Origin of the sequence: Streptomyces sp. NPDC050147 (assembly GCF_040660195.1) — a bacterium.
In the GTDB taxonomy this organism is placed as follows: domain Bacteria; phylum Actinomycetota; class Actinomycetes; order Streptomycetales; family Streptomycetaceae; genus Streptomyces.
Window position 1 is genome coordinate 113,922 of the sequence record NZ_JBFALJ010000019.1, and the last position, 26,005, is coordinate 139,926.

Annotated in this window: 24 protein-coding genes; 8 read left to right on the top strand and 16 right to left on the bottom strand. The window is 71.4% G+C overall.

The window, feature by feature from the left end:
* Positions 1 to 11 precede the first annotated feature (11 nt).
* Positions 12 to 923 carry an SDR family NAD(P)-dependent oxidoreductase gene (locus AB0I94_RS26945; RefSeq protein ID WP_363312247.1) on the top strand — a complete coding sequence of 304 codons (912 nt, stop codon included), beginning with the start codon at positions 12 to 14 and terminating at the stop codon, positions 921 to 923.
* A 92-nt stretch (positions 924 to 1,015) separates the two neighbouring features.
* Here the strand turns inward: AB0I94_RS26945 and AB0I94_RS26950 are convergent, their stop codons facing one another.
* Both AB0I94_RS26950 and AB0I94_RS26955 read right to left on the bottom strand, forming a co-directional pair.
* The gene (locus AB0I94_RS26950; protein WP_363312248.1) at positions 1,016 to 1,846 is read right to left on the bottom strand and encodes a 4'-phosphopantetheinyl transferase superfamily protein; all 831 of its coding nucleotides are present in this window, start codon (positions 1,844 to 1,846) and stop codon (positions 1,016 to 1,018) included.
* 37 nt (positions 1,847 to 1,883) lie between these two features.
* On the bottom strand, positions 1,884 to 2,201 hold the full coding sequence (locus AB0I94_RS26955; protein ID WP_363312249.1) for a helix-turn-helix transcriptional regulator: 318 nt from the start codon (positions 2,199 to 2,201) through the stop codon (positions 1,884 to 1,886).
* A 644-nt stretch (positions 2,202 to 2,845) separates the two neighbouring features.
* Here AB0I94_RS26955 and AB0I94_RS26960 point away from each other — a divergent pair.
* Positions 2,846 to 3,823, top strand: coding sequence for a beta-ketoacyl-ACP synthase 3 (locus tag AB0I94_RS26960; RefSeq protein WP_363312250.1), 978 nt, complete (start codon positions 2,846 to 2,848; stop codon positions 3,821 to 3,823).
* Here the strand turns inward: AB0I94_RS26960 and AB0I94_RS26965 are convergent.
* A complete protein-coding gene (locus AB0I94_RS26965) occupies positions 3,793 to 4,017 on the bottom strand; it encodes a hypothetical protein (RefSeq protein ID WP_363312251.1) in 225 nt (74 codons plus the stop codon). The two genes, AB0I94_RS26960 and AB0I94_RS26965, sit on opposite strands and share 31 nt — an antisense overlap.
* Positions 4,018 to 4,183: 166 nt before the next feature.
* On the bottom strand, positions 4,184 to 5,380 hold the full coding sequence (locus tag AB0I94_RS26970) for an MFS transporter (RefSeq protein ID WP_363312252.1): 1,197 nt from the start codon (positions 5,378 to 5,380) through the stop codon (positions 4,184 to 4,186).
* A gap of 287 nt (positions 5,381 to 5,667) precedes the next feature.
* Here AB0I94_RS26970 and AB0I94_RS26975 point away from each other — a divergent pair, with 287 nt between their 5' ends.
* Complete coding sequence (locus AB0I94_RS26975; RefSeq protein ID WP_363312253.1) at positions 5,668 to 6,900, top strand: ROK family protein; 1,233 nt, start codon at positions 5,668 to 5,670, stop codon at positions 6,898 to 6,900.
* Here AB0I94_RS26975 and AB0I94_RS26980 read toward each other — a convergent pair.
* The 5 genes from AB0I94_RS26980 to AB0I94_RS27000 all read right to left on the bottom strand — a co-directional run bounded on the left by AB0I94_RS26980 (position 6,897) and on the right by AB0I94_RS27000 (position 11,237).
* Positions 6,897 to 8,111: an MFS transporter gene (locus tag AB0I94_RS26980; protein WP_363312254.1), complete on the bottom strand. Its 1,215-nt coding sequence runs from the start codon at positions 8,109 to 8,111 to the stop codon at positions 6,897 to 6,899. The two genes, AB0I94_RS26975 and AB0I94_RS26980, sit on opposite strands and share 4 nt — an antisense overlap.
* Positions 8,112 to 8,289: 178 nt before the next feature.
* On the bottom strand, positions 8,290 to 8,886 hold the full coding sequence (locus tag AB0I94_RS26985; protein WP_363312255.1) for a TetR/AcrR family transcriptional regulator: 597 nt from the start codon (positions 8,884 to 8,886) through the stop codon (positions 8,290 to 8,292).
* A 153-nt stretch (positions 8,887 to 9,039) separates the two neighbouring features.
* Entirely contained in the window at positions 9,040 to 9,921 is an 882-nt protein-coding gene (locus tag AB0I94_RS26990; RefSeq protein WP_363312256.1) for a phosphotriesterase, read from the bottom strand.
* 92 nt (positions 9,922 to 10,013) lie between these two features.
* Positions 10,014 to 10,607, bottom strand: coding sequence for a DUF4865 family protein (locus tag AB0I94_RS26995; RefSeq protein ID WP_363312257.1), 594 nt, complete (start codon positions 10,605 to 10,607; stop codon positions 10,014 to 10,016).
* A gap of 57 nt (positions 10,608 to 10,664) precedes the next feature.
* A complete protein-coding gene (locus tag AB0I94_RS27000) occupies positions 10,665 to 11,237 on the bottom strand; it encodes a TetR/AcrR family transcriptional regulator (protein ID WP_363312258.1) in 573 nt (190 codons plus the stop codon).
* 314 nt (positions 11,238 to 11,551) lie between these two features.
* On the opposite strand from AB0I94_RS27000, the gene AB0I94_RS27005 reads away from it, so the two are divergent.
* The 3 genes from AB0I94_RS27005 to AB0I94_RS27015 are packed head-to-tail and all read left to right on the top strand — an operon-like array spanning position 11,552 to position 15,239.
* Positions 11,552 to 11,851, top strand: a complete 300-nt coding sequence (locus tag AB0I94_RS27005) for an SHOCT domain-containing protein (protein WP_344523883.1) — start codon at positions 11,552 to 11,554, stop codon at positions 11,849 to 11,851.
* Positions 11,848 to 12,672, top strand: coding sequence for an ABC transporter ATP-binding protein (locus AB0I94_RS27010; protein WP_363312259.1), 825 nt, complete (start codon positions 11,848 to 11,850; stop codon positions 12,670 to 12,672). The genes AB0I94_RS27005 and AB0I94_RS27010 overlap by 4 nt, the downstream gene beginning before the upstream one ends.
* Entirely contained in the window at positions 12,669 to 15,239 is a 2,571-nt protein-coding gene (locus tag AB0I94_RS27015; protein WP_363312260.1) for an FtsX-like permease family protein, read from the top strand. Before AB0I94_RS27010 ends, AB0I94_RS27015 begins: the two co-directional genes overlap by 4 nt.
* Positions 15,240 to 15,277: 38 nt before the next feature.
* Here AB0I94_RS27015 and AB0I94_RS27020 read toward each other — a convergent pair whose 3' ends face one another.
* Both AB0I94_RS27020 and AB0I94_RS27025 read right to left on the bottom strand, forming a co-directional pair.
* On the bottom strand, positions 15,278 to 15,817 hold the full coding sequence (locus tag AB0I94_RS27020; RefSeq protein ID WP_363312261.1) for an ATP-binding protein: 540 nt from the start codon (positions 15,815 to 15,817) through the stop codon (positions 15,278 to 15,280).
* A gap of 203 nt (positions 15,818 to 16,020) precedes the next feature.
* Positions 16,021 to 16,350 (bottom strand): hypothetical protein, encoded by a 330-nt coding sequence (locus AB0I94_RS27025; RefSeq protein ID WP_363312262.1) that lies wholly within the window; start codon positions 16,348 to 16,350, stop codon positions 16,021 to 16,023.
* Between the two features lie 294 nt (positions 16,351 to 16,644).
* Between AB0I94_RS27025 and AB0I94_RS27030 the strand changes: the two genes are divergently transcribed.
* A complete protein-coding gene (locus AB0I94_RS27030; RefSeq protein WP_363312263.1) occupies positions 16,645 to 17,775 on the top strand; it encodes a PLP-dependent cysteine synthase family protein in 1,131 nt (376 codons plus the stop codon).
* Positions 17,776 to 17,797: 22 nt separating this feature from the next.
* On the opposite strand, the gene AB0I94_RS27035 is transcribed toward AB0I94_RS27030, so the two are convergent.
* Together AB0I94_RS27035 and AB0I94_RS27040 are read right to left on the bottom strand one after the other, a co-directional pair.
* The gene (locus tag AB0I94_RS27035) at positions 17,798 to 18,295 is read right to left on the bottom strand and encodes an SRPBCC family protein (RefSeq protein WP_363312264.1); all 498 of its coding nucleotides are present in this window, start codon (positions 18,293 to 18,295) and stop codon (positions 17,798 to 17,800) included.
* A 65-nt stretch (positions 18,296 to 18,360) separates the two neighbouring features.
* Positions 18,361 to 19,254 (bottom strand): DeoR/GlpR family DNA-binding transcription regulator, encoded by an 894-nt coding sequence (locus AB0I94_RS27040; protein WP_363312265.1) that lies wholly within the window; start codon positions 19,252 to 19,254, stop codon positions 18,361 to 18,363.
* A 280-nt stretch (positions 19,255 to 19,534) separates the two neighbouring features.
* On the opposite strand from AB0I94_RS27040, the gene AB0I94_RS27045 reads away from it, so the two are divergent.
* Entirely contained in the window at positions 19,535 to 21,835 is a 2,301-nt protein-coding gene (locus tag AB0I94_RS27045; RefSeq protein WP_363312317.1) for a hypothetical protein, read from the top strand.
* On the opposite strand, the gene AB0I94_RS27050 is transcribed toward AB0I94_RS27045, so the two are convergent.
* The 3 genes from AB0I94_RS27050 to AB0I94_RS27060 all read right to left on the bottom strand — a co-directional run bounded on the left by AB0I94_RS27050 (position 21,795) and on the right by AB0I94_RS27060 (position 25,968).
* A complete protein-coding gene (locus AB0I94_RS27050; protein ID WP_363312267.1) occupies positions 21,795 to 24,209 on the bottom strand; it encodes a right-handed parallel beta-helix repeat-containing protein in 2,415 nt (804 codons plus the stop codon). The genes AB0I94_RS27045 and AB0I94_RS27050 overlap by 41 nt on opposite strands.
* 187 nt (positions 24,210 to 24,396) lie before the next feature.
* Complete coding sequence (locus AB0I94_RS27055; protein ID WP_363312268.1) at positions 24,397 to 25,002, bottom strand: hypothetical protein; 606 nt, start codon at positions 25,000 to 25,002, stop codon at positions 24,397 to 24,399.
* Between the two features lie 141 nt (positions 25,003 to 25,143).
* The gene (locus AB0I94_RS27060; RefSeq protein WP_363312270.1) at positions 25,144 to 25,968 is read right to left on the bottom strand and encodes an MOSC N-terminal beta barrel domain-containing protein; all 825 of its coding nucleotides are present in this window, start codon (positions 25,966 to 25,968) and stop codon (positions 25,144 to 25,146) included.
* Positions 25,969 to 26,005 lie beyond the last annotated feature (37 nt).

Below are 26,005 nucleotides of genomic sequence, written 5' to 3' on the forward strand. Positions count from 1 at the left end.
AGGAAAGTGCTGTGAACGAGGAATGGAACGCGCCGGACCTGGGCGGCAAGGTGGCCGTCGTCACCGGCGCAAGCCGTGGTGTGGGCCGCGGCATCGCGCTCGCGCTCGGCGCCGCGGGCGCCACCGTGTACGTCACGGGCCGCAGCACTCGGGACGGCGCCCGCACCGAAGGACTGCCCGGCACGGTGGACGGCACCGCCGACGAGGTCACCCAGCGCGGCGGCAAGGGCATCGCCGTGCGCTGCGACCACGGTGCGGCCGGGGACAACGAGGCGCTCGCCGCCCGCGTCGAGGCCGATCACGGCAGACTGGACCTGTTGGTCAACAACGCCTGGGGAGGCTACGAACGCTCCTCCGAGGTCCGTTTCGACGCACCCTTCTGGGACCAGCCGATGTGGCGCTACGACCTCTTCGAGACGTCGCTGCGCGCGCAGTACGACGTCACCCGCAGGCTCGTCCCGCTGATGCTGCCGCAGCGGAGCGGCCTGGTGGTCGGCATCAGCTTCTCCGACGGCGACATCTATCTCGGCCAGGTCGGTTACGACGTCTTCAAGTCGGGCTCCGACCGCATGTGCCGGGGCTTCGCCGCCGACCTGCGCAAGAAGGGTGTCGCGGCGCTCTCCCTGCATCCGGGCTTCGTCCGTACGGAGCGGGTGGAGGCGGCCTGGGAGGCGATGGGCGACGGTCCCGCGTCGGTGGTGCACTCCCCGGAGTACGTGGGACGGGCGATCGCGGCCCTGCTCGCGGACCCCGAGGTGATGGAGCGCACGGGCAAGGTGCTCAGCACCGGCGACCTGGCTCTCGAGTACGGCTTCGCCGACGTGGACGGGCGGCGGCCTCCGGCGTTCCGGCTGGAGGGCCGGATGAGCCTGGCGACCCGGATGCACCGGTTGAACAAGGTGGTCAAGGCGGCGGAGCAGTAGGGCGTCCGGGCCGGGCGGCGGAGGGCCCACGGGAGCCTCGCGCCTCGCCCCTCGCCGGGCGGGTGCGTGCGTCGCCCCGGCCGCCGTTCCAGTCACTCCAGCAGCAGTCGGGAGATACGCATGGTGGGGAGCCGGACCCGTCCCACGGGGTCCTGTAGACGCAAGGCGACGGCGGCGTGATGGCCGTCGGGCGCGGGCACGTCGAGGAGGGCCCAGCCGTCGGGCACGGGCGGCGCCCAGGGCGGGGCCACCGCCGCGGCGAGGCCGACGTGATGAGCGCCGATCCCGCCGGGCAGTCCGGTGCCGATCCCTTTGAGGAAGGCTTCCTTGCGCACCCAGCAACCGAGCAGTGCCTCTTGACGCGCCGCCGGGGACAGGGTGTCCAGGGCGCACCGCTCGCCGGGGTGCAGGCGCCCGGCCAACCGTCCGAGGCCGTCGCCGGCCAGTTCCATGGACTCGATGTCGGCCCCGACCGGCGAGGCGGCCAGCGCACAGAGCGCGACGTCCCCGGCGTGCGAGAGCGAGAAGTGCACTCCGGGGCGACCGGCGACGGCGGGCCGTCCGTGCGGTTTCTCGCAGCCGGGCATCCCGCACCGCTCGCGGACGAGGGCGACGTCCTGGGGAGCGGTCCCGATGCGGGCGCCGAGCAGCACGCGCAGCCCCACATGGGACGTGACGTAGCGCGTGCGTGCCGCCGGGTCCTGGAACCCGGCGGCGCGCTTCGCCTCTTCGGCGTCGAGGATCCCGGCGCGCGCGGCGGCTGCCGCGGCGAGGTCCGGAATCCACAGCGTCCACACGTCGACCGCGTTGACCGTGTCGATCTTGCCCGCGGTGTCGAGCGGAGCGTCGGGGTCCGCGACGGTGTCGGTGTCGCGCGGCCCGGGCGGCTTGCCCGTCGCCCCCACCGGAAGGGAATCAGTCATGAAAGTGTCGACGGTGTCGAGGGCATCGAAAGTGTCACTACGGCCTGTCGAGGCCCTTCGGATCGGCGGCCCGGAGATCGTCGGACCACTCCGCGGCGAGGAGTGCGGCCTCCACCCGGGACCGCAGCCCCAGCTTCCGCGTGATGCTGGTGAGGTGGGCCTTGACCGTCCGCTCCGCGATGCCGAGCCGGCGGGCGAGCTCCCGATTGCCCTCGCCGTCCGGCAGCACGCTGAACACTTCGAGCTCCCGCGGCGTCAGCACCCGCAGGGCGGACCGCTCCACCGATGCCAGGCGGCCACCACCGCCTCTTATCGGCCTTTCGACGCCTCCGCCGACCTGAATGTCCCCGTGCATGCGTTCTCCAGCTCCTTGGGAAAGTCGTCACCGCGTGAGGAATCGCATCGGTCTATCGCACGCAACCGCCGATCCCCCGTTGACTCGACAGTAAATAAGGCAACGCCCGAACTGGCCCGTCACCGTTGGGGCTTGTACAACTCGCACTGTACTCCCATGGCGAGGGTCGTCCGCCGTCACCGGATTCCACGCGCATGTACGTCAGTCCGCTCGGGCGGAGAATGGCGTGGCGGTGGCCCGTTCACGCGATTGCCCGACGGCCCGATGATCGCGATCGTAACTAGTTGATCGCTCAACGCCCTATGGTGGCACGGGGGTTCGCCGCGTAGAGGGGGCGTTCCGACCCGGTACCGCGGCGGTCGCCGCGCGGAGGTGAGTGTGCGCCTTTCGTTCCTCATGCGGAACTCTTTGCAGGGATGGCGCAGTGCAATCCGTATCGCAATCCGTCCCTTCATCTGCCCTCTCATTCACCATTCTCCGGTGCGCGACCGTGTACCGAGTCGGACGAGGACAAAGGAAAGTTTCCGTCAAGTGGAGTTGACGACTCCGTGCAAAACGCCTGCCCCTCATTCAGGTTCTCCGGAGGGCCGAATTCTCGGTTCCCACCGGGCGATCCGCCGCCGCAGACAGCTCGAGGTGACCGTATGTCGTCCAATTCATCTGCTCCGGCCGTGTCCGACGCCGTGGCCGGTTCCCGGATCGCGGCCGTCGCCGGCGTCCGCCCGGAACGGTTGGTCGACAACGAGGAGTTGGGCGAAGGTCTCGGTGTCACGGCCGAGTGGATCGAGCGGCGGGTGGGCGTCCGCGAGAGGCGGTTCGCCGGAGCGGAGGAGACAGTCACGGGGATGGCGGCGGGCGCGGCGGCCAAGGCGCTCTCGGCTGCCGGTCTCGCCCCCACCGACGTCGATCTGCTGATCCTGGCCACCTGCTCCATGCCCTCTCCCATGCCGAGCGGGGCGGCGTCGGTCGCGGCGCTTCTCGGTGTCCCGCGCATCGCCGCCTTCGACGTCAACGCGGCCTGCGCGGGCTTCTGTTACGCACTGGGCGTCGCCGACGGCCTCATCCGCTCCCGCACCAGCCGTCGGGCCCTTGTCATCGGGGCGGAGCGGATGACCGACTGGGTGGACCAACAGGACGTGGACACCGCGACCGTCTTCGCCGACGGGGCCGGTGCGGCTGTCGTCGTCCCCGCGGAACAGGTGGGGATCCACCCGGTGGAGTGGGGCGGAGACGGCGACAAGGCCGGCCTCGTCACCATCCCCGACCGGCACGGCAGCGTGACGATGCAGGGCCAGGCGGTCTACCGCTGGGTGACCTCGGAGCTGGCCGCGGTGGCGGCGGCGGCCTGTGCGCGCGCCAAGATCGCCCCGGCCGACCTCAAGGGCTTTGTGACGCACCAGGCGAACCTACGGATGATCGAACGCCTGGCGACGAGCCTCGGCGCCACGAACGCCGCCGTGGCCCGGGACATCGTGGAGACCGGCAACACCTCCGCGGCGTCCGTGCCGCTGGCACTCTCGCGGCTGATCGACCTCGGCCGTGTCCGCCCCGGCGACCCGATCCTGCTGATGGGCTTCGGCGCGGGCCTCAGCTACGCGGCACAGGTGATCACCTGCCCCTGACCGGTGCGGCACGTGTACCGCGAACGGAGTACCGCGTACGCGGTAGCGACCGTGAGGTCCATGGCGGCGCAGGAGGCGGTCTTGCCGATGAGGAAGCCCCCAGAAGCGACCCAGCCGCTCGCGGCCGTGACGTACGTGCCGCCGGAGGTGGGGTAGCGAGCGGCGAGGCGGGCCGGTGAGGTCACGTGCAGCACGCGACCACCGCGGCGGGCGGAGTACGCACCGCAGGCTCTTCGGTGCGGAACGCCAGGCTGCAGTCGAGGACGGTACGCGATGAGGTACCGATAGGTGACGAGCCGGCGATATATCGCCCTGCCGTGCTTTCGAGTTGGCGGAGCGCCGCGAGCCATGCGGGTTCCGTCAGCGGCGGGTGGTGTAGCCGATGAGTGCCGCGAGTCCCGCGAGTACCGCCACGCTGGTGAGGGCGGTGGGGAGGGTGAACCAGTCGGCCATGAATCCGATGGCGGGTGGGCCCAGGAGCATGCCGCCGTAGCCGAGGGTGGAGGCGGTGGCGACGCCGCTGGGTCCTGCGAGGGCGCCGGCGCGTTCGACGGCGACGGGGAAGATGTTGGCGAGGCCGAGTCCGGTGACGGCGAAGCCGATGAGGGCGAGCCAGACGGTGGGCGCGAGCGCGCCGAGCAGCATGCCTGCGGCGGCCGTGGCGCCGCCCCCTACGAGGATGGGGGTCTGGCCGAGGCGTTCGAGGAGGGTGGTTCCGCTGAGGCGGCCGATGGTCATGGCGAGGGCGAAGCAGGAGTAGCCGGCGGCCGCGATGCCGGGGTGGGCGGCCAGGTCCTGTTCGAGGTGGAGAGCGCCCCAGTCGGCCAGCGCTCCCTCGCCATACGCCGTGCAGAGCGCGATGAGCCCGAAGACGATCACCAGTCCGCGGGTGTGGGGGCGGGAGTCGACGCGGCGCGCGGTGCCTTGCGAGTCGGGCCGGCCGGCCGGGGGTGCGGGCGGTTCGAGGCGCAGGAGGGTGCGGCCCGCGACGGCGGTGACGAGCAGGCCGATCACGGTGAGGCCGAGCAGGTGGCGCGTGGGAGAGAGGGAGCCGGCTATCAGCCCGCCGAGCCCCGCGCCGACCATGCCTCCGAGGCTGAAGGCGGCGTGGAAGCTGGGCATGATCGGGCGCCGCAGGGCGGCCACCAGGTCGACGGCGGCGCTGTTCATCGCCACGTTGATCCCGCCGTAAGCGGCTCCGAACACCAGGAGTACGAGCCCGAGTGAGAGCGCCGAGTGGGTCAGCGGCGGCAGCGCGATGCTCAGCGGCATCAGGACCCCGCAGGCCACGGTGACCGGATGGCTGCCGAAGCGGCGGCAGAGCCGTCCGGTGAGCGTCATCGTGATCACGGCGCCGGCGGAGACCCCGAGCAGCGCCAGCCCGAGATCGCTCGCCGAAGCGCCGGTCTGTTCCTTGATGGCGGGGATACGGACGACCCATCCGGCGAAGATGAAGCCGTCGAGCGCGAAGAAGACGGTGAGTGCGACACGGAGCCGGGCAAGGCCCGGCGGAGTGGCCCGCGACGCTGCGGACGTGGTTTTGTTTACTAGCGGCACAAAGTCAGAGTAGAGGTGCGCCCCCGTAACGACAAGACGGTTCTTGTGAGGTGGCGGCCACTGTGGGTGGAGGGTGAGCCAACCGGTGAGTCACTGCGTGAGTCACCGGAGAGCTGCGGAATTTCGTGGTCTGGAAGTCAACGGTGAGTGGGCGGCTCGCCCGGGGGCCGGTTCTCGGAGGGGAAGGTTCTTGTGGGGCGGCAGGGGAAGGGCAGGGGGCGGGCGGTGTACGAGCAGATGACGGCTGAACGGCGAGGCGTCGTACGGATCATGGGAGACTCGCCCTCATGAACGGCAAGGCTGCCCCCCGCGACGAGGGGGATCTGTCCACGCGTACGCGCCTGGAGCGAGGGCGCGGCGCGCTCGGGCCCGCTCTTGAGCTCGTCCACACCGGGCGCGCCCCGACCCGTGCCGTGCTCACCGCCGAACTCGGTGTCACCCGTGCCACGGCGGGCGCGGTCGCAGCCGAGCTGGAAGCCCTCGGCCTGATCAGGATCGACGCGAGGCCGAGCGCGCCCGCGGGTTCCCAGGGCCGCCCCTCGCACGGCCTTTCCATCGCGGAGGACGGTCCCGTGGCGCTCGCCGCGCAGGTGCACTCTGACGGATTCCGGGCCGCGCTCGTCGGGCTCGGCGGCCGTATCGTCGCCACGGCGCCCGGCTGCGAGACGATCGACGCCGACCCGGCACAGGTGCTCGGCTCGGTGATCGACGCGGGTGCGCAACTGCTGCGGGAGACCGGCAGGCGGTGCGTGGGCGCGGGCCTCGCCGTGCCGTCGGCCGTCGCCGAACCTGAGGGCACGGCGCTCAACCCGCTGCACCTGGCGTGGCCCGCCGGCTCGCAGGTACGCCAGATCTTCGCCGACTGCGTACGGGACGCGGGGATCACCGGGCCCGCCTTCGCCGCCAACGACGTCAACCTCGCCGCGCTCGCCGAGCACCGGCACGGCGCCGGGCGCGGTGCCCGCGATCTGCTGTGCGTCGCGACCGGGCACCGGGGAGTCGGCGGCGCGCTCGTACTCGACGGGCGTCTGCACACCGGCAGTTCGGGTCTCGCGCTCGAAGTCGGTCACCTCACCGTCAATCCGGAGGGTCGCCCCTGCCACTGCGGCAGCCGGGGCTGCCTGGACGTCGAGACGGACCCGCTGGCCTTCCTCACGGCGGCGGGGCGCGAGCCGGGCCCCGAGGGGCTGTTGCTGCAGGCCCGCGAACTGCTGCGTGACGGGGGCGGAGATCCGGCGGTCCGTGCGGCGGCCGAGGAGCTCATCGACCGACTCGGCCTGGGGCTCGCCGGCCTGGTGAACATCCTCAACCCGGACCGCATCATCCTGGGCGGCCTGCACCGCGCGCTCCTCGAGGCCGACCCCGAGCGGCTGCGCGCCGTCGTCGCCGACCGGAGCCTGTGGGGGCGCAGCGGCGGCGTACCGATCCTTGCCTGCACGCTGGACCACAACAGCCTGGTGGGGGCCGCCGAGCTGGCTTGGCAGCCGGTGCTCGACGACCCCCTCGGGGCGCTGGGCTAGGCGGGAGCGGACTCGTTCGTGGTCGGGCGGCTCTGAGCCGCCCCAACTCCCGTTGCTGCTGGGGTGGTTCGACTGTCGCGCAGCCGCTTCAGGTCGGGCAGGAGGGTGACGAGGCCGAGCGCGGCGAGGGCGGCGCCGATCCAGAGCGGCGCCCGCAGGCCGAACGTATCGATGGCGGGTCCGCCAAGGGACGTCGCGATGATGATGCCGAGGGTGATGAACGAGGAGTGGACGGTGTTGACCAGCGGCCCGGCATTGCCCGCACGCTGGACGCGGGTCACCAGGGCCGGGTTCATGGTGACGCCGACCAGGCCGATGCCCATCATCAACAGCACGGCAGCGGCGCTCAGTTGGGCGAGAGAGGCGAAGCCGACGAGGAACGCCAGATTGAGCAGCAGGCCGATGAGCAGGACCGGCACGGTGCGCTTGTCGGCGAGCCGGCCGACGATGGTGTTGCCGATGACGGTGGCCGCTCCGTACGCGATGAGCAGCAGGGGTACGGAGCCCGTGGCGAAGCCGCTGACCTCGGTGAGGATCGGGTTGAGGTAGCTGAAGGCGGAGAACGTGGCTCCGATGACGAACGTGCTGGTGGTGAGGGTCAGCCAGAGCCGGCGGTTGCGGAAGGCGCCCAGTTCCTGACGGAGGCCGCTGCCTTCGGCCGCGCGCTCTATGCGCGGAACCCCGACGAGGGTGGCGAGCGCGGCGAGGACGGTCAGTACGGTGATCGCCCAGAACGCGGCGCGCCAGCCCAGGTGTTCACCGATGACGGTGGAGAGCGGAAGCCCGAGGAGCGTGCCCAGCATCAGCCCGTTGAGAGCCACCGCGATGGCCCTGCCCCGGACTTCGGGGCGGGTGAGTTGTGCGCACAGGGAGATGGAGACGCCGAAGAAGGCTTGCGACGCGATGCCGGTGATGACACGGGCCACCAGCATGGTGCGGTAGTCCGGGGCCAGGGCGGCGAGGACGTTGCCTGCCAGAAAGATGCCGAACAGGACGAGCAGGGAAGTCTTCTGACGCAGCTTCAGAAGGGCGACGGTGAGGAAGGGCCCGCCGAAGGCCATCGCCGCGGCGAAGGCGGTGATCAGGTAGCCGATCTCCGGAATCGTGGCGTCGAGTCCGTCGGCCATCTGCGGCATCAGTCCGGCGACCACGAACTCGCTGGTCACCATGGCGAAGATGCCGAGGGCCAGGAGGTAGACGGCGCGGGGCATGGGGGCTCCTGTCAGGGGTGGAGTGGGGTGGTGAGGGTGGCGATGGGTTATGTACTGACCGGTGCAAAACTGGGGCATGCGGAAGCGAGGCGTAGGGGCGTACGTGGGTACGTACGGGTGTGAGGTGAGGTCAGTGACTAAGCGTCCCGGCGACTAAGCGTCTCGGCGGCTCAGCGACTCAGTGGGTCAGTGCCTCCAGAGCCGTGTCGGCGATGGAGTTCAGGGCGGCGCGGTCGGCCCCGCCCTGTGCCGAGATCCGCATCCCGCCGATGACGGCGTTGAGGAAGCGGGCCAAGTCCCCCGCGTCCCGCGTGGAGGCGATGTCGCCGCTGCTCTGTCCTGAGCGGATGACGGCGCTGATGGCGTCCAGTCGCACCGCGAGATCGCGCGCGAGCATCTCGGCGGCCTCGGGGTCGCGCCCGGCGAGTTCCACCGTGGTGTTGACGGTCAGGCAACCGATGCTGTGCTCGCCCTCGCGGCACTCGAACTCGGAGTCGACGATCCGGGCGAAGAGGGTGCGCAGCCGTTCCATCGGGGCGCGACCGGCATCCTCCAGGAGTTCGACCTGGCCGGCTGTCATGGAGTCCATGTAGCGGGCCAGGGCCCGCTGGAACAGTTCGTGCTTGCTGCTGAAGGTGTTGTAGATGCTGCTGCGGCCCAGGCCGGTGGCGTCGCACAGATCCTGGGTCGAGGTGGCCTCGTAGCCGTTCGCCCAGAAGGCGCGCATCGCCGCGTCCAGGGCCCGTTCCTCGTCGAAGGTTCTCGGTCGGGCCATGTCGGAACCGTATAGGTTTTGGAACGTCCAGTGCAATACGCAATGATGAGTTTAACCCTCGATGAGTTACCCCTTGAGCGGCACTACTGGTAACTCGGTGGTACGGGTAACGTCGAGGTGGAGCAGTCGCCCACGACCGTGGAGCAGTCGCCCCTACCTCCAGTCGACCGCGAACGCCCGAGCCGGATTCTCCGTCAGCATCCGCGCCACGATCTCTTCCCCCACGGCGAGTGCGAGCCGCGGCCGTACCCTGCGCAGCAGATACGGGAGGCCAGGGCCGCCGTTCACCGCGCGTGCCCCGGACGTGGTCGTGTCGCCGCCCAGGAGGAGTTGGTCCGCGTAGCCTGCCTCGGCCAGGGACCTTACGGCTTCCGGCATGCGCCAGTCCGTGGTGTGGTTGGCGCGGGAGGGGCCGTCGAAAGCGAGGTACGCGCCGGCCTCGGCGGCCTGGCGGTGGATCGCGAGGTCGGGGGAGCGGTTCAGGTGGCCGAGGATCAGGCGGTCGGCCGGGACGTTCAACTCGCCGCACAGCAGGTCGAGTACGTCCAGTGCGCCTGTGCCGAGCTCCAGGTGGACGGCGATGGGTGCGCCGGTCGCGTGGTGGGCCTCGGCCGCCGCTTCCATCGTCCAGTGGGCGTGCGCGTCCAGGCCGTGGAATCCACCCGCGACCTTGATCAGCCCGGCCCGCACGCCGGTGTCGGCCACGCCCTTGGTCAACTCCCGTACGAAGAGGGCCGCGAGTCCGGCAGCGTGAAGTCGCTCCAGAAACTCCGGTGCGTAGTGGGCTGCTTGGTGGAGCCCCGTTGCCGCCACGATTCGTACGCCGGAAGTCCGGGACAGCTCGGGCAGGTCGCCTGCACGACGTCCCATCCCGAGCGGAGTCCACTGGATCAGGCTTTCGCCCCCGGCATCCCGGAAGGCCGCGAGCTCCCGGGCCGCCGATGAAGGCGAGTCAAGTTCCTGGCCCGGTAGTTGAGGGCTTGTCAGAAACAAGTGATCGTGGGCGTCGCAGGTGCCGAGGTCTGCCGGAGCCATGTCCCCGAGAACCGTGCGGACGGTGGGTACTGAGCGGACCGTGGAGGTCGCGGGGAGGGCGAGGGGCGTGAGGGGCGGCGAGCCCGGTGCGTTCACCACTGCCTGCCCTGGGCGAGAAGGTCCCGCTCCGGCGCCGAGACGTGCAGCACCTGGAACACGTCGCCCTGCCCCTTGGGGGACTCGTGGTCCCAGACGGAGAAGTGCAGCGCCTCCCAGGTCCGTGGGTCGATGGCCGCCGCCGCGAAGAGGGCGCCCTTCTGACGAGTCAACCGGGCTGTCTCTTCCGCCAGTTCACTCGCAAGGCCACCCAGATGAGTACCGGCCGGGATGCGGATGCGGCGCCGTATCGCCGCCTTCGCGCCCGCGCCCGCGGCCGATCTCGCCGCGCCCCGGGCGAACGCCAGTCCCGTCCAGTGCTGCACCTCCGGCCGCCCGAAGTCGTCGACGATGCCCTGAAATCCACGGCCCCAGAGGAAGGAGTTCATGCCCTCGGGGGTGTTCCACAGGTAGAACGGTGCGTACTGGTTGACCGGCGAGTCGTCGACGCCACGTTCGCGGATCAGGTACGCCTTGGCGCCGAGGCCCGGGAAGTCGTCCAGCAAGTGGCCCTTGGCGGCGACCCTCTCCCGGATGATGCCCATGTCGTAGTCGGCCGGAAGTGTGATCTCGTACTGCATCGCGTGCATGGTGTTTCGCTCCTCGGTCTCAAGCCGCCGTGTCTTCGTTCCCGCGCGTCAAGTCCCCTACGGAGAAGGGGTGGTGGCGCCGAACAGGAGGGCGAGCAAACCGCGTACGCCGGTCTCGAAGGCCGCGGGCGACCCGGAGGCGCGGGCCAGTACATAGCCGCCCTGGACCGTCGCGACGATCGTCGCCGCGATCGCCTGCGGGTCGAGCGAGGGCGCGAACTCGCCCCGCTGCCTGCCCTCTTCGACGATCCCGGCGATACGGTCCCGCAGCCAGTCGAGCGTCTCGGTGACGGGTGTGCGCAGCTCGTCGCTAGCGACGACATCGGGGTCCATCGTCAGCCGCCCCACCGGACAGCCACGCAGGACGTCACGCTCGCGCAGTAGATACGCCTCGATGCGTTCGTACGCCGACCCGGTGCCGCCGAGCACGCCCTCGGCCTTGGTACGCATCTCCTCCGCCGTACGCCTGATCGCGGCGAGTGCCAGGTCGGGCTTCCCGGTGAAGTGGTGGTACATGCTGCCCTGCCCGGCGCCCGCGTGCTGCTGGATCGCCTTGGGGCTCGTGCCCACGTATCCCCGCTCCCAGAGCAGTTCGCGGGTGGACTCGATCAGACGCTCCGATGTGCTCATGAAGCCACTGTACATACTAGTAGGTACAGACGGGGTGGAGGGCTGCAGAGGCCGCGGGCGAGCGACGGGCTCGCCCACCGAGAGCTGCCCGCCGAGAGCTGCCCGCAGAGAACTGCCCGCCGAGAGCTGCGCCCGAGAGCAGCCCCCAGGAGCAGCCCCGAAACCCCCACGTACTCCCGCAGTGGTACGCGCACTGCCGCTGGCCGTACGACGACTCGGCCCCCCTCGGAGCGCGAGTCTCGAGACATCGCACCGACATCGCACCGGCCCACACAACTGATCCGGCGCACATCGCTCCCGAGGAGATGGACACCATGAACACCCTGGCTCACTTCGACGGCGGGCCCGGCCCGTGGATCCTGTTCTTCCCGCTCATCTGGGCGGCCGTCGTGATCGGCGGCATCACCCTCCTGCGCCGCACCGTCTGGCGGGGCCGCCGGGCGCCGTGGCAGCGGGACGGCGCCGAGCGGAACGTACGCATCGACGAGAACTCGCCCATCGCCGTGCTCGGCCGCCGCTTCGCCTCCGGCGAGATCGACGAGGACGAGTACTGGCGGCGCCTTTCCGTACTGAACGAGGAGTTCGGGCGCACCTCCAAGGGCGGTGCGGCATGACCACCGCGACCGGGCACCGCGACGCCGCCACCGTTGACGCCGCCCGTGTCACCGACGCCGTGAAGGTCTACGGCAGCGGCGACACCGCCGTACGGGCCCTGGACGGGGTGAGTGTCGGCTTTCCCGCCGGTCGCTTCACCGCGATCATGGGCCCGTCGGGCTCCGGCAAGTCCACCCTGATGCACTGCGCGGCGGGTCTCGACACCCTCACATCGGGCGCCGCCCACATCGGCGACACCGAGCTCGGCACGCTCGACGACCGGCGGCTCACCCTCTTGCGCCGCGACCGCGTCGGCTTTGTCTTCCAGGCCTTCAACCTGGTGCCGACGCTGACCGTGGCCGAGAACATCACGCTTCCGATGGACCTCGCGGGCAAGCGCGATGACGGGTCGGCGACCGAGTGGACCGACGCCCTCATCGACGTGGTGGGGCTGCGTGACCGTCTCCACCACCGGCCCGCCGAGCTCTCCGGCGGGCAGCAGCAACGCGTCGCCGTGGCACGGGCGTTCGCGGGCCGGCCTGACGTCGTCTTCGCCGACGAGCCGACCGGCAACCTCGACTCGCGCTCCGGCGAGGAGGTGCTGCGACTCCTCGGCCGCGCCGTGCGGCAGATGGGCCGCACCGTCGTCATGGTCACCCATGACCCGGTGGCCGCGGCCCACGCCGACGAGGTCGTCTTCCTGGCCGACGGCCGCCTCGTGGACCGGATGACGGACCCGACCGCCGACACGGTCCTGGACCGGCTCAAGGCCTTCGACCCGCAGTCGCCTGCCGGTTCCGGGTCGCGTACCGCCTCTCGCGCCGAGGGAGCAGCGTCATGAGTTCCTTCGGTGCCTCCGCGCGCATCAGTCTCTCCTCGCTGCGAGGCCACAAGCGTCGCTTCGCGGGTACGTTCCTCGCGGTCATGCTCGGTGTCGCCTTCCTCGCGGGCACGCTCGTGATGGGTGACACCTTGCGCGGCAGCTTCGACACGATGTTCGGCAACGCGACGCGTGGCACCGACGCTGTCGTCCGCAGCGCCGACACCATCACCACCCCCGACGACAGCCAGGGCACCCGGCAGCCCGTCAAGACCTCACTCGTCGAGAAGATCGAGCGCACCGAGGGCGTCGCCGCCGCCGCGCCCAGCATCCAGGGCGCGGGCCAACTCCTCGGCAAGGACCGGGAGCCCATCGGCGGCGAAGGCCCGCCCACGCTCGCCGGCAACTGGATCGACGACAAGGAGCTGAACGCCTATCAGCTGGCCGACGGCCGCGCCCCCGCCAGGCCCGGCGAGGTCGTCGTCAACCGCGGCGCCGCCGAATCCGGTGACCTGAAGATCGGTGACACGACCACGCTGCGCACCCCCGACCCCGTCCAGGTGACGATCGTGGGCCTGGCCACCTTCGGCGGCGAGGACGGCATGGCGCAGACCACCTTCACCGGGATGACGCAGGCCGACGCCGAGAAGTACCTGACGCCGAAGCCCGGCGAGGCCGCGACGATTCAGGTGCGGGCCGGTCCCGGCGTGAGCGAGCGGGAACTCGTGGACACGCTGAGTCCCGTACTGCCCAAGGGAGTTGAGGCGATCACCGGTGAGGCGTCGGCGGCGGAGAACACGGACAACATCTCCGGTCAGTTCCTGACGCTCTTCACCAGCTTCCTGCTGGTCTTCTCCGGAGTCGCGCTGCTCGTCGCCACCTTCAGCATCCACAACACCTTCGCGATCGTCGTCGCCCAGCGCACCCGCGAGAACGCCCTCCTGCGCGCGCTCGGCGCCTCGCGCAGGCAGGTCACCGCGGCCACCCTGGCCGAGGCGAGCGTGGTCGCCGTGATCGCGTCCGCCGCGGGCCTCGCGGGTGGCATCGGGATCGCGGCCGGGCTCCAGGCGCTCTTCCCCGTCATCGGGTTCCCGTTCCCCGAGGGGGACTTGGTGATCAGCGGCCTGTCGATGCTGCTGCCGCTGGCGGTCGGCATCGTGGTCTGCGTCGGCTCCGCGCTGCTGCCCGCCGTACGCGCCGGGCGCACCGCACCCCTGGCCGCGCTGCGGGAGAGCGCGGTCGACCAGTCAGGGGCCTCACGGGGACGCGCCATCGCGGGCGGGGGCCTCGCGCTCACCGCCGTGGGCCTCTCGCTCGCCGGTGTCCTCGTCACTCCGTCGGTGTGGCTGGCCGGTGCCGGGGCGGTCCTCGCGCTCGTCGCGTTCGTGGTGCTTGGGCCGGTGGCGTCCTCGCGAGCGGTACGCGTCCTCGGCGGGCCCCTCGACCGGCTGCGCGGCGTCACGGGCGGACTCGCCCGGCGCAACGCCCTGCGCAGCCCCAAGCGGACCGCCGCCACCGCGAGCGCCCTGATGATCGGCGTCGCCGTCGTCTCCCTCTTCACGGTCTTCGGCGCCTCCCTGAAAGCGACCATGGACCAGACGGTGAACCGCTCCTTCGCCGGTGACCTCGCCATCAGCACCCCCGGCTTCGGCGCGGGCGGCAGCGGGCTCAGCCCCAAGCTGGCCCCCGCGCTCGCCGAGCGGCCGGAGGTGGCGACCGCGGTGGGGCTCGGCAAGGGCGCGGCGGAGGTCGACGGGGAAGGCCGCGCCCTGACGGTCACCGACCCGGGCCCCTTCGCCAACTCCTTCGACCTCGGCAAGGTCGACGGGTCACTGGACGGCCTGGGCACCCACGGCATCGCGATCACCCGCGAGGAGGCCGAGAAGCAGGACCTGAAGGTCGGCTCCAAAGCCGAGCTCGCCTTCGCCGACGGGAAGAAGGCCACCTTCACGGTCCGCGCGCTGTACGGCCGGTCGGAGCTCGCGGGGGACTACGTCATCACCCGTGAGGCCTGGGCGCCGCACCGCATGCAGGACGCCGACAGTCTCGTCTCCGTCAGCTTCAAGGACGGCGTGAGCGCGGACGACGGCAAGGCCGCGGTCTCCGAGGTCGCCGAGGAGTACGGCAATCCGGACGTGCAGACCCGTGGTGAGTACGCCCAGTCCGCGGCGGGCGGCATCGACATGATGCTCACGCTGGTCTACGCCCTGCTGGCGCTCGCCGTCCTGATCGCCCTGCTCGGCATCGCCAACACGCTGACCCTCGCCATCCACGAACGGACCCGTGAGCTGGGCCTGTTGCGTGCCGTCGGTCAGACCAGGGCGCAGCTGCGTGCCATGGTCCGCTGGGAGTCGGTGCTTGTCGCCGCCTTCGGCACGGCAGGCGGCCTGGTGCTCGGCGGCTTCCTCGGCTGGGTGCTCGTCAAGGCCTCGGACGGCGCGACGAGCAGTGCCTTCGCGTTCGCGGTGCCACCCGTGCAACTGACGGTGGTCGTCCTGGTGGGCCTGGCGGCGGGAGCCCTCGCGGGTCTGCGTCCGGCACGGCGGGCCGCACGCCTGGACGTGCTGCGTGCCATCGCCACCGAGTGACGTAGGACGCCCGCCCCGCGGAGCCTGTCACCGCCCGGTCAGCCGACAACGGCCGACCGGGCGGGAGCATGTCCGGGCGCGTGCCCGTCGGCGAGGGAGCGCGGCCCTGCGCCCAGGTCCGCGAAGGGACCCGCGGCGGCGGCGCCGTACGCCGGGTAGGTGGATGCCAGTGTGACGGTGGCCGGAGGGGCCGGGAGCGTGAACCAGACGGCCTTGCCCCTGTCGCCGTGGGGGCGTACCCCCCAGCTCTCGCTGAAGGCGGCGACCATGGCGAGCCCGCGGCCACACGTCGCGAACGGCTCCGCGTCGGACACCTCGGGGAGGCGGGGGTCGTGGTCGTGCACGGAGACCGTGAGGCGGTCGAGCAGCAGCTCGATCTCCACGGTGCACACCTTGTCCGGCTGTGCGTGCCGGTGCACGTTGGTCAGGAGCTCGGTCACACCGAGCGCGGCCTGGTCTATCAACGGATCGAGACGCCAGTAGCGCAACTGCGCCGATACGATTCTGCGGACCTGGCCGATCCGCGACGGCAGAGCCTGAAGCTCCACCGTGCAACACCTGCTTGGCTGGCTGATCACGGCTGCGGCTCCCCGAATTGCGGTCCGGAAGAAGACGACGATCGGATTCAGCGGCGGCCGCGGGGTCTGCCGGCTGCTGTGTGCGGCCGACGGGCTGGTTCGCAGCGTCATCGCCGATGAACCCAGAGTGATGTGAGACCAGAGTGACTCAGGGGGTGCGGGCGTGCAACTCGCGCCACCCCGGCCGGGAGCTCGCGCCCTCCTCAGCCACGCGCCCTGCGGCCTCCGGCCCTGCGTACCGCGTCGATGAACCTGCGTACCGTGGGCGGCCCTGCCTTGCCGGGCGCCGGCTCGTGATCGGCGAGGGTGAGCCGATAGCGCGTGCCGTTCAGTTCGGCAAGGGCCCGGTCGTCGGCGGCGAACCACGGCTTGCCGGCCCGGACCGTCTGCACGGGTGCGCTGTCGATCTCCCGGCCGTAACTGGTCAGCAGCTCGAACCTGCCGTCGGTGATACGAATTTGACCCGCCCGGGTGAGGGAGCGCAGCCGTCGTCCGATCCGCACGCCTGTGGCCGTGAACTCCGGCTCCGCCATGATGTTCCGCCCCCTTGAGTGCTTCGGTATGTCGTTCCATACGGGACCGCCTGCCCGTGCGGTGCAGTCTGCACGCACCAGACGTCGAGCACCAGTGCGTATGAAGACGTGGTCACAACCGGACCACATCCTTTGCCCAGTGTGCCGTGCCTCGGTGCCAGCCGACTGTGCCAGGTGTGCCTTTGAGGTGCCCAAAGGTGTGTTTATGCAGGTGAGAAGCGTGCGTCAGGTGCTTATGATCGAGGGGTCCAGCCCGCTTCGAGCGCGGCCAGGTTGACGCCAAGGAGCCGCCCGATGAGCACCACCCAGCAGGATCAAGCCGACGAGCCGATGACCACGCTCGACGTGGACCGCAGCGACGCGGAGTACCGGGCCTGGCTCAAAGAGGCCGTGCGCAAGGTGCAGGCCGACGCCAACCGTTCCGCCGACACGCACCTGCTGCGCTTTCCACTGCCGGAACAATGGGGCATCGACCTGTATCTGAAGGACGAGTCGACCCACCCGACCGGCAGCCTCAAGCACCGCCTCGCCCGCTCGCTCTTCCTCTATGGCCTCTGCAACGGCTGGATCCGGCCAGGGCGGCCGGTCATCGAGGCGTCCAGTGGCTCGACAGCCGTCTCCGAGGCGTACTTCGCCAAGCTGATCGGGGTGCCCTTCATCGCGGTGATGCCCCGCACGACGAGCGCCGAGAAATGTCGACTCATCGAATTCCACGGCGGTCGATGTCACTTCGTGGACGACTCACGCACGATGTACGCCGAGTCGGCCGCCCTCGCCGTCGAGACCGGCGGCCACTACATGGACCAGTTCACCTACGCGGAACGGGCCACGGACTGGCGAGGCAACAACAACATCGCCGAGTCGATCTACCAGCAGATGCGCCTTGAGCGCTACCCGGAGCCCGCGTGGATCGTCGCCACGGCGGGCACCGGCGGCACCTCGGCGACCATCGCCCGCTACGTCCACTACATGCAGCACGACACCCGGCTCTGTGTCGCCGACCCCGAGAACTCGTGCTTCTTCGACGGCTGGACCCACCACGACCCGGACGCCACGAGCGACTGCGGGTCCCGCATCGAGGGCATCGGCAGGCCGCGGATGGAGCCGAGCTTCGTGCCCGGCGCGATCGACCGCATGATGAAGGTGCCGGACGCGGCGAGCGTCGCCGCCGTGCGCGCCCTGGAGGAGGCGATCGGCCGCAAGGCGGGCGGCTCGACCGGCACCGGCCTGTGGAGCTCCTTGAAGATCGTCGCCGAGATGGTGGCCGAGGGCCGCACGGGCAGCGTCGTCACGCTCATCTGCGACCCGGGCGACCGCTATCTGGACAAGTACTACTCGGACGCGTGGCTGGCCGAACAGGGCCTGGACATCACGCCGTACGCCACCGCCATCAAGTCGCTCCTGGCGAACGGAACCTGGACCTAGGGCCCATACCCCCGCGCGGGGCTCAGGCCTTGGCCGCGGCGAGGCGCCGGTCGAGCGCGGTGACCGCGTCGCGGAAGGCGCGGGCCATGCCCGGCTTGCCGACTCTCAGGGCGAAGCGGAAAGGCGCGGCGCCGTCCGCGGCGAACGTCCACTGCACGCGGGTGCCGGTCCCGGCCGGGGTGAGCCGCCACTCCTCGAGCAGCGCACGCATGCCCGGGGCGTTCGTCTCGTCGACGCGGTAGGCGTACCGCTCGGACGCCTCGGCCGCGACGATCGTCTCCCAGAAGCGCGTGCCGCCCTTGAGGCGGACCTCGCGGCCCTTGCCGCCGTCCGCGCCGTCCGCGCCGTCGATGGGGCGGCACAGCGTGACCGCCGTGAACCACTCGGGCCAGCCGGTCGTGTCGTCGGCGAGCGCGCGGTACACCGCCTGCGGGGGCGCGCTCACCTCACGCGCGAAGACCAGACGCAACGGAGCGGACTCGGCGAACGCGAGCCCCACGGGCTTCAGTCGGCGTGCCATCGAACTCAGCCCCCAAGCGGAATCGGGTCGTTGACCGGGCTTGCGACACCTTAGCTGGCGGGCCGTCAGATGTCTGCGGTGCTCCCGGCGTTCCCCGTCCGCCCGGCTTCCACGCCGTGCTCGGCCCGCTCGTCGGCCGCCGTCTCCTCGGGCTCGCCCGTGATCACCAGGCGCCGCAGACGCTCGGAGATCTCCGTCCGCGCCTCGGCGGGCAGCCCCGCGTCCGTCACGAGCGTGTCGACCTGATCCAGGCCGGCGAACGAACTGAGGCCCACCGTGCCCCACTTGGTGTGGTCGGCGACCACGATGACGCGGCGCGCCGACTGCACAAGACGCCGGTTGGTCTCCGCCTCCGCGAGGTTGGGCGTGGACAGACCGGCCTCCGCCGATATGCCGTGCACACCCAGGAAGAGGACATCGAAGTGCAGCGCGCCGATCGCCTGGTCGGCGACCGGGCCGACCAGCGAGTCGGACGGAGTGCGCACACCGCCCGTGAGGACGACCGTGGCCGCCCCCTGCCGCTGGCCCGAGGTGCGCTGCGCGGAGTGGAAGACATCCGCGACGCGCACCGAGTTCGTCACCACCGTGAGATCGGGCACGTCCAGGAGATGGTGGGCCAGTGCGTACGTCGTGGTGCCGCCGGAGAGCGCGATCGCCGTGCCCGGCGCCACCAGGGAGGCCGCGGTGCGCGCGATGTCCTCCTTGGCGTTCAGCTCAAGACCCGACTTGGCCTCGAACCCCGGCTCGTGCGTGCTCGCCTCGACCACCGGGACGGCACCGCCGTGCACCTTCTCCAGGACGCCCTGGCGGGCGAGCGCGTCGAGATCGCGGCGCACCGTCATGTCCGACACACCCAGCTTGCGGGTCAGTTCATTGACCCGGACCCCGCCCCGGCGGCGTACCTCATCGAGGATCAAGGCGCGGCGCTGCTCCGCGAGGAGGTTCTGATTCTCACTCACGTCCGTCCCGGCCCTTCTGCCTCGTCACACCCGTCGCGCCCGTCCATCGCGCTGCCTCATCCTCGCATGTGCCACCGACAGGCGGCCCACCGCCCGATCCCGTGCTGTCACCCGGAACGGGGAGATTACGTGAGGAGGGGTGTGGACGGGGTCAGGAGTGGAGATCCTGCTTCCCTGACCACGCGCACACCGGGGGAAGCGAACAGTGGCGGCTGACCACAGAGAAGAGACGGCTCTCGAACTCCTCGTCCATGGAGTGGGGGGCACGACACCCGAAGAGATGCTGGGCGATCCGAGGACCGTCCGGATCTCCGGTGACGAGACGGCGGCCGTCTTCCGCCGCGCCGAGGACGCCGACGCCGAGAAACGTCCGGACGACTACCGGGGCAAGCCGGTTCCGGAGGCGTACGTCTGGTGCAATCTGACCTCCGGCAACGGCTCGCGGGCCCTGTGGCTCCTGCTGCTGCCGTTCATGGTGGTCAACCTCGCGCACTGGATGCGCCCCACGTCCAGGCGCAGGCGCAGGACCGTCCGGATGTACGGCCTCCTGGTGCGCCTGACCGGCCTCACCCTCACCGTCCTGCTGGTCGCCGCCGCCTGTGAGGTCGCGATCGACCTGACGGCCTGGCAGTGCGCCGGCACTCCCGCGTGCGCCGCCGACCGCTCCTGGCTCGGCTTCCTCGCGACCGACGCCTCCGGGCACGGCGGCTGGTGGAGCCAGCCAGGACGCCGCCTCGCCTTCGCCGCCGTGCTGCCGGCCGCCCTCACCGGGCTGCTCTGGTACCTGTCCCAGCGCACCTGGAGCGCGTACGAGTCCCAGACGCCGCTGCCCCACCAGGACGACCCCGAGGAGGAGGCCGGGCGTGCCGCGCTCGGCAAGCCCGGCTTCTGGTACGGGCGCCGGCTCGTGGCCCGGCTGCGCGCCGCGCACACCGCCGCCGGGTTTCTCACGGTGGCCACCGCGGTCGGCGCCGCTGCCGCGCGCCACGACCGGCGGCCCGGCGGGCCCGCGCTGCTCGACGCCCTCGGCTGGATCCTCGTCGTGACGCTCGTCCTGGGAGGCGGCACCGTCGCCCTGGTGGTCTGGCGCAGAGGCCGCAGCGAGAACAAGCTCGACCGGCACCTCGACGAGAGACTGATCCGCAGGCTGCCGCTCGGCGCGCTCACCCTGCTCGCCCTGACGCTCGTGTACGCCGGCTGGTCACGCCCCGACTGGACCTCCGAGGGCAGGCTGCCGGGCAACGCGACCTTCGGGGGCATCGCCCTGGTACAGGGGCTCCTGGTCATCGCCCTCGCGGTGGTCGCCCGTGCCCTCTATCGCACGGCCCCCGACCCGCGCACCGCCCTGCGCGGCTTCGCGGGCCCGGCCGTCGCGATGCTCGCCTGCGCGCTCGGCGGCGTGATGTCCGGAGGCGGCGCCCAGCGCGTCGCCGACTGGCTCGACGGCGCGGGGGAACCCGGCTCCGGTGGCACCATCGACGGCCCGCCCGTGCTCCTGACCTGGCAGGCATCCGTCATCCCGCCCCTCCTCGTGGTCCTTGCCGCGCTCTGTGGCTGGCTCGGCCTGCGCAGCTGGCGGCGGGCACGCCACGACCGGGCGAAGATCCCGCTCGAATACCCGGGCGAGCCGAAGGACTCCGCCCGCAGCCGTCGCATCGCGGGCACACGCGCGCGTGCCGCCCTCACCGACCGCGCCCCGCTCCTCGTGGGCATCACCTCGGCGGTGACCCTGCTCCTGGGCGCGGGGGCGCTGGTCGGCGCCTGGGTGAGCGAGGAAGTCCCGAGCAAGGCCGCGCAAGGGCTGCCGCTCTTCTTCGAAGGCGCGGCCGAGACCTCGCAGGCGCTCGGCTCCTGGCTGATCGGCTTCGGTTTCATACTGTTCGTGACGTGGGGCCGCCGCGCCTACCGCGACCCCTCCGCCCGCCGCACCATCGGCATCCTGTGGGACGTCGGCACCTTCTGGCCGCGCGCCGCCCACCCCTTCGCACCGCCCTGCTACGCCGAGCGTGCCGTTCCCGACCTCACCTGGCGCATGCACACCTGGACCCGCGCGACCCGTGCCACGGGCGGCAGGCTCGTCATCTCCGGCCACTCGCAGGGCAGCGTCCTGGCCGCCGCGGCCGCCTGGCAGCTGTGGCCGTCCGTCCGCAAGAGGGTCGCCCTCCTCACCTACGGCTCGCCCCTGGAGCGCCTCTACGGCCGGTGGTTCCCCGCCCACTTCGGCCCCGCATCCCTCGGCTCGCTGCACCGCGAGGTCGACTGCTGGCGCAACCTGTACCGCACCACCGACCCGATCGGCGGCCCCGTGCGGGTCCTGCCCGTCGACGACGGACCGAAGGTCGACCACGACGCCCTCAAGGACCCGCTGGTCTACGGACGCACCGAGGAACATCCGCTGCCCGCACCGATCCTGGGCCACGGGGACTACCAGGCGGACCCGGTCTTCGCCGAGGAGCGCGCCCGGCTGCTCGCCCGGCTCAAGACCGCCGTGCCCGCCCCGCGCCCACAGACCGGGGAAGCCCCCGGGCGCCCCGCGAACGTCACGGCAACTCCGGCAGATCCTCCGGATACAGCAGGGTGAGGTCGTCCGTGCTCGGCTCCTCGAACTGGGCGACCCGCCCCGCGTGCCGCTCCACCATCGCCTCGAACGTCTGGCGCGCCGTGCGGCCGTTGCCGAACGCGGGACCCTTCGGAAGAACCGTGAAGTACTTCAGGAGGGCCTCGCCCGTCCCCGTGTCGAGGCGGTACTCATGCTCCTCGGCCTGCTGCTCGACGATCCGGAGCAGCTCTTCAGGGGCGTAGTCACCGAACGTGATGGTCCGTGAGAAGCGGGACGCCACACCGGGGTTGACGGAAAGAAAACGCTTCATCTCCGCGGTGTAGCCCGCGACGATCACCACCACGGCCTCGCGGTGGTCCTCCATCAGCTTCACCAGCGTGTCGATGGCCTCCCGGCCGAAGTCACGTCCGGAGTCCTCGGGCGAGAGCGCGTACGCCTCGTCGATGAACAGCACACCGCCGCGCGCCCGGTCGAACGCCTCCTGGGTGCGGATCGCCGTCGACCCGATGTGCTCGCCCACCAGGTCGACCCGCGACACCTCGACGAGATGCCCGCTCTCCAGGGCGCCGAGCGAGGCGAGGATCTCGCCGTAGAGCCGCGCCACGGTCGTCTTGCCGGTGCCGGGGGAGCCGGTGAACACCAGGTGACGGCGTACGGACGCGGCCTTGAGCCCCGCGAGCTGCCTGCGCCGCCCCACCTCGATCATGTCGGTGAGGGCACGCACCTCGCGCTTGACGCTCTCCAGGCCGACCAGCGTGTCGAGTTCACCGAGCACGTCCTTGGAGGAGCGGGACGGCGGCTGCGGGGCCTCGCTCCTCGCGGGCGGCGGGTCCGTGCGCTGACCGGGAACCGCGCCGAGCAGCCCCACGGACTGCGTCGCCGTCCGCGGGGCGGCCTCCTGGGCCGTGGCCGCACCGGTCCGTACCCCGCCGCTCTCGTCGCTGGTGCAGTCCTCGACGAGCGGGCCGTCCTCCGCGAACTCGAAGCCGCCGCGCGCGCACCGCTCCGTACGGCACTTCTTCAGCGTCGTACGGCAGCCGTCGATGACGTGGAAGCCGTAGCCGTCGCTGTCGTTCACCCGGCAGCCGTGCAGGCTGCCGCGACCGCCCGCCGAGACGTAGAAGCCCGCCTCCGCGGGCGAGGCGACCGTGCAGCGCTCGATGGTGGGGTCCGCGCCCTTGGTGATGATGACGCCCGTCTGCACGCCGTCGACCGTGCAGTTGGCGAGAGTCCCGCCGCTGCCGTGGTCGCGGAACCACGCGCCGGTGGCGGCGTCGCGGATGCGGCAGTCGTCCAGCTGCGCCGTCGCGCCGTCGCTCACGGACACCGCCGTGTTGCGCACCTGCCAGAGATCGCTGTCGACGACGTCGGCGCGCGAGCCGCGGTCCAGGACGAACAGCGCGTCCGGCACGTCGTGCACCCGGCAGGACTCCAGGACGGCCGTCGCGCCGTCGCTGACCCACACCGCGGGGTAGTCGCCCGTGCTGTCGTGGATCTCGCACTGGTTGGCGTCCACGCGGGTGCCCGGGTCCCACACCGAGAGGCCGTTGCGGCCGAACTGCCGCACCGTGGAACGCGTCAGGGTGAGCACCGAGCGGGAACGCAGGTCGATCGCGTTCTCCGGGATGTCGTGGATGCGGCAGTCGGCGAGCGTGAGCACGGCGTCCGTGTCGAGCGTGACGCCGTCCGACGTCGTGCGGTGCACGTCGCAGTCCGTCAGATGCGCCGCCGCGCGCCCAGTGATCTGCACGCCCGAACCCTTGACCTCGTACACCTCGCAGCCGATCGCCTCGAGCCCCGAGTGCTCACCGGTCACCGAGAGCCCCGCGCCGGACGCGTGATGCACCCGGCAGCGCTCGAAACGGGGGTGTGCGCCGCCGCGTACCGCGATGCCCGACTGCCCGGCCGAGACGACCTCGCACTCCTCGAAGACACCGCCGCCGCCGTCGAGCACGGCGATGCCGATGCCGCCGGGATTGTCGACCGTGCAGCGCCGCACGGTCGGGCGCGCGCCGCCGCGCACCTCGATGCCCGACGCGGAACGTGTCACCACGCGTACGTCGATGAGTTCGGGCGCCCCGTCCTCGACGAGCAGCGCGGGTGCGGCCGAGTCCTGTCCCTCGACATGGAGGTCCTGCACCACGGCGGACGACCGGACGGTGAGCGGCACCCCGTCCGCGGGCGCGATGCGGACGGAGCCGGGGGAGCCCTCGGGGCCGCGCAGCGTCACCGCCCGCTGGACGACGAGGTTCTCGCGGTACGTGCCGGGGGCGATGGTGAGGACGTCCCCGTCGCTCGCGGCCTCCAAGGCGGCAGCGAGCGATCCGTACTCACCCGTGCGGCGCCGCCACCGCGAGGTACCGGTGTGCGTCACCTGGACCGTGCCCTGTGCCATGGAGTTGCTCTGCCCCCACCTTGTCGTACGCGGGACCTCACGACCTCGCGCAAGGCGCCGAAGAGTTCGGCCGGACCACCGTAGCGCGCGCGGCGAGGGCGAGTTCACCCGATCGCCAGGCTCTCACCTGGTCATCGCCGCTCTCTCACCGGACCGGGCAGTCGCCGCGGAGGCCTCGATCAGGGCTTCACAAGCCGGTGCCGGTCCGTCCCCAGTCCGGTCCCGCTTTCTCCCAGGCCTGGTCCCAGCGGTCGTAGCGCTGCAGGACGATGCGCCAGACGACGAGTCGGCGGGCTCCCTCGACGAGTCCGGCGACCGCCACGGCGGCGCCGATTCCGGCCAGTGCCGCGTGCGTGCTCGCGGTCGCGTCGTCCAGCGGGCGGCCGACCACCTGGCCGTGCTCGTCCGTCCAGAGCCGGAACCGGTCGCCGGGGTCGGGGGACACCAGGGCCGCGAGCACCGTGCCGGAGTGCGTGGTGCCGTCCGGGGCCGTCCATTCGGCGAGCACACGGCTGTGCCTGTCGCGCGCGGACGATGTCTCGGGGTCGGGGTCGACCGGGGGTCTCGACACCTTCTTGATCACCGTGCCCGCGACTTCGTGACGCACCTCGCGCTGTTCCCGCACCGACTGGAGCAGGGCGCCTCGCGTGAGGCCGCCGACCGCGAAGCCGGCCAGCGGCACGGCGACGGCGATGAGCAGCACGGCCACGAGGGCCACCCAGGCTTCGACGAGGTCGGTCTTCCGGCGCAGCGGATTGTGCCGCCAGCGCCAGAGCCCGACGAGTGCTCGCACAGTCCTGCACCCCCTTCCGCGTCCGTCTTGACCACGAACGGCACGGCCCACGCGTCGGCGGGAAGAAGAGAGAGGCACATCACCCTCCTCGTTCACGCTCAACGACCGCGCCGCGCCTTCGAGTTCCCGTGCGGACGACCTTCAATCGAGGACGGTGAACGCGTCGCCGACCCGGATCGATCCGGTCGTTTCCGGCACCAGATTCTGGCCGAAGACCAGTTGGTCACCGAAGCGGCGGTGCTTGGCGAGCGTCCGCAGCGGCTCCTTGCCGCGCTCCGCGCTGCGCTGGTCGGTGGTGGTCACGACGCAACGGCCGCAGGTCTTGGCCACCCGGAAGGTGACTTCGCCGATCGCGACGCGCGACCAGTCGTCCTCGGCCCAGGGCGCCGTCCCGTCCACGACCACATTCGGCCGGAAACGGTTCATGGGGAGCGGCCCCTCGTCGGAGTGATCGCCCTGCGCGATGAGCGAGTTCAGGGCGTCGAGGGAGGAGAGCGTGGTCAGGAGCAGCGGATACCCGTCGGCGAAGGAGACGGTCTCGCCGTCCTTGGCGTACGCCGGGTCGATGGGGCGCTTGGTCGCGGGGTCGTCGAGGTGGACGAGCCGGGCGTCCGTGTCCAGATAGGCGCTGAACCAGGTGTGCGCCGCCTCGGCGGCGGGCACCGCCTCGACCTTGTCCCCCCAGATGTCCACCATCGCGGTCTCGCCGGGGGGCGGCACGGCGACCGTCAGCGGCTCCTGGCCGGGCGCGGACATGCGTATGCCGCCGCCGGGCAGGAGCTCGGCGGCGGCCAACGCCAGCCTCGGATGCGGTCGTTGCGTGATGATTCGTCCGTCGCTGTCCACCAGCACCCACCGTCGGTCACCCGCGAGCCCCCAGGGCTCGACGACGGCCTCACGCGGAGCGTGTCCCCCGACCGCCTTGAGCGGGTAGAAGTGGATCGAGTGCAGCGCTGGATTCGGCATGCCGCCATCCTGCCAGCAGTCACTGACAGGGGGGCGG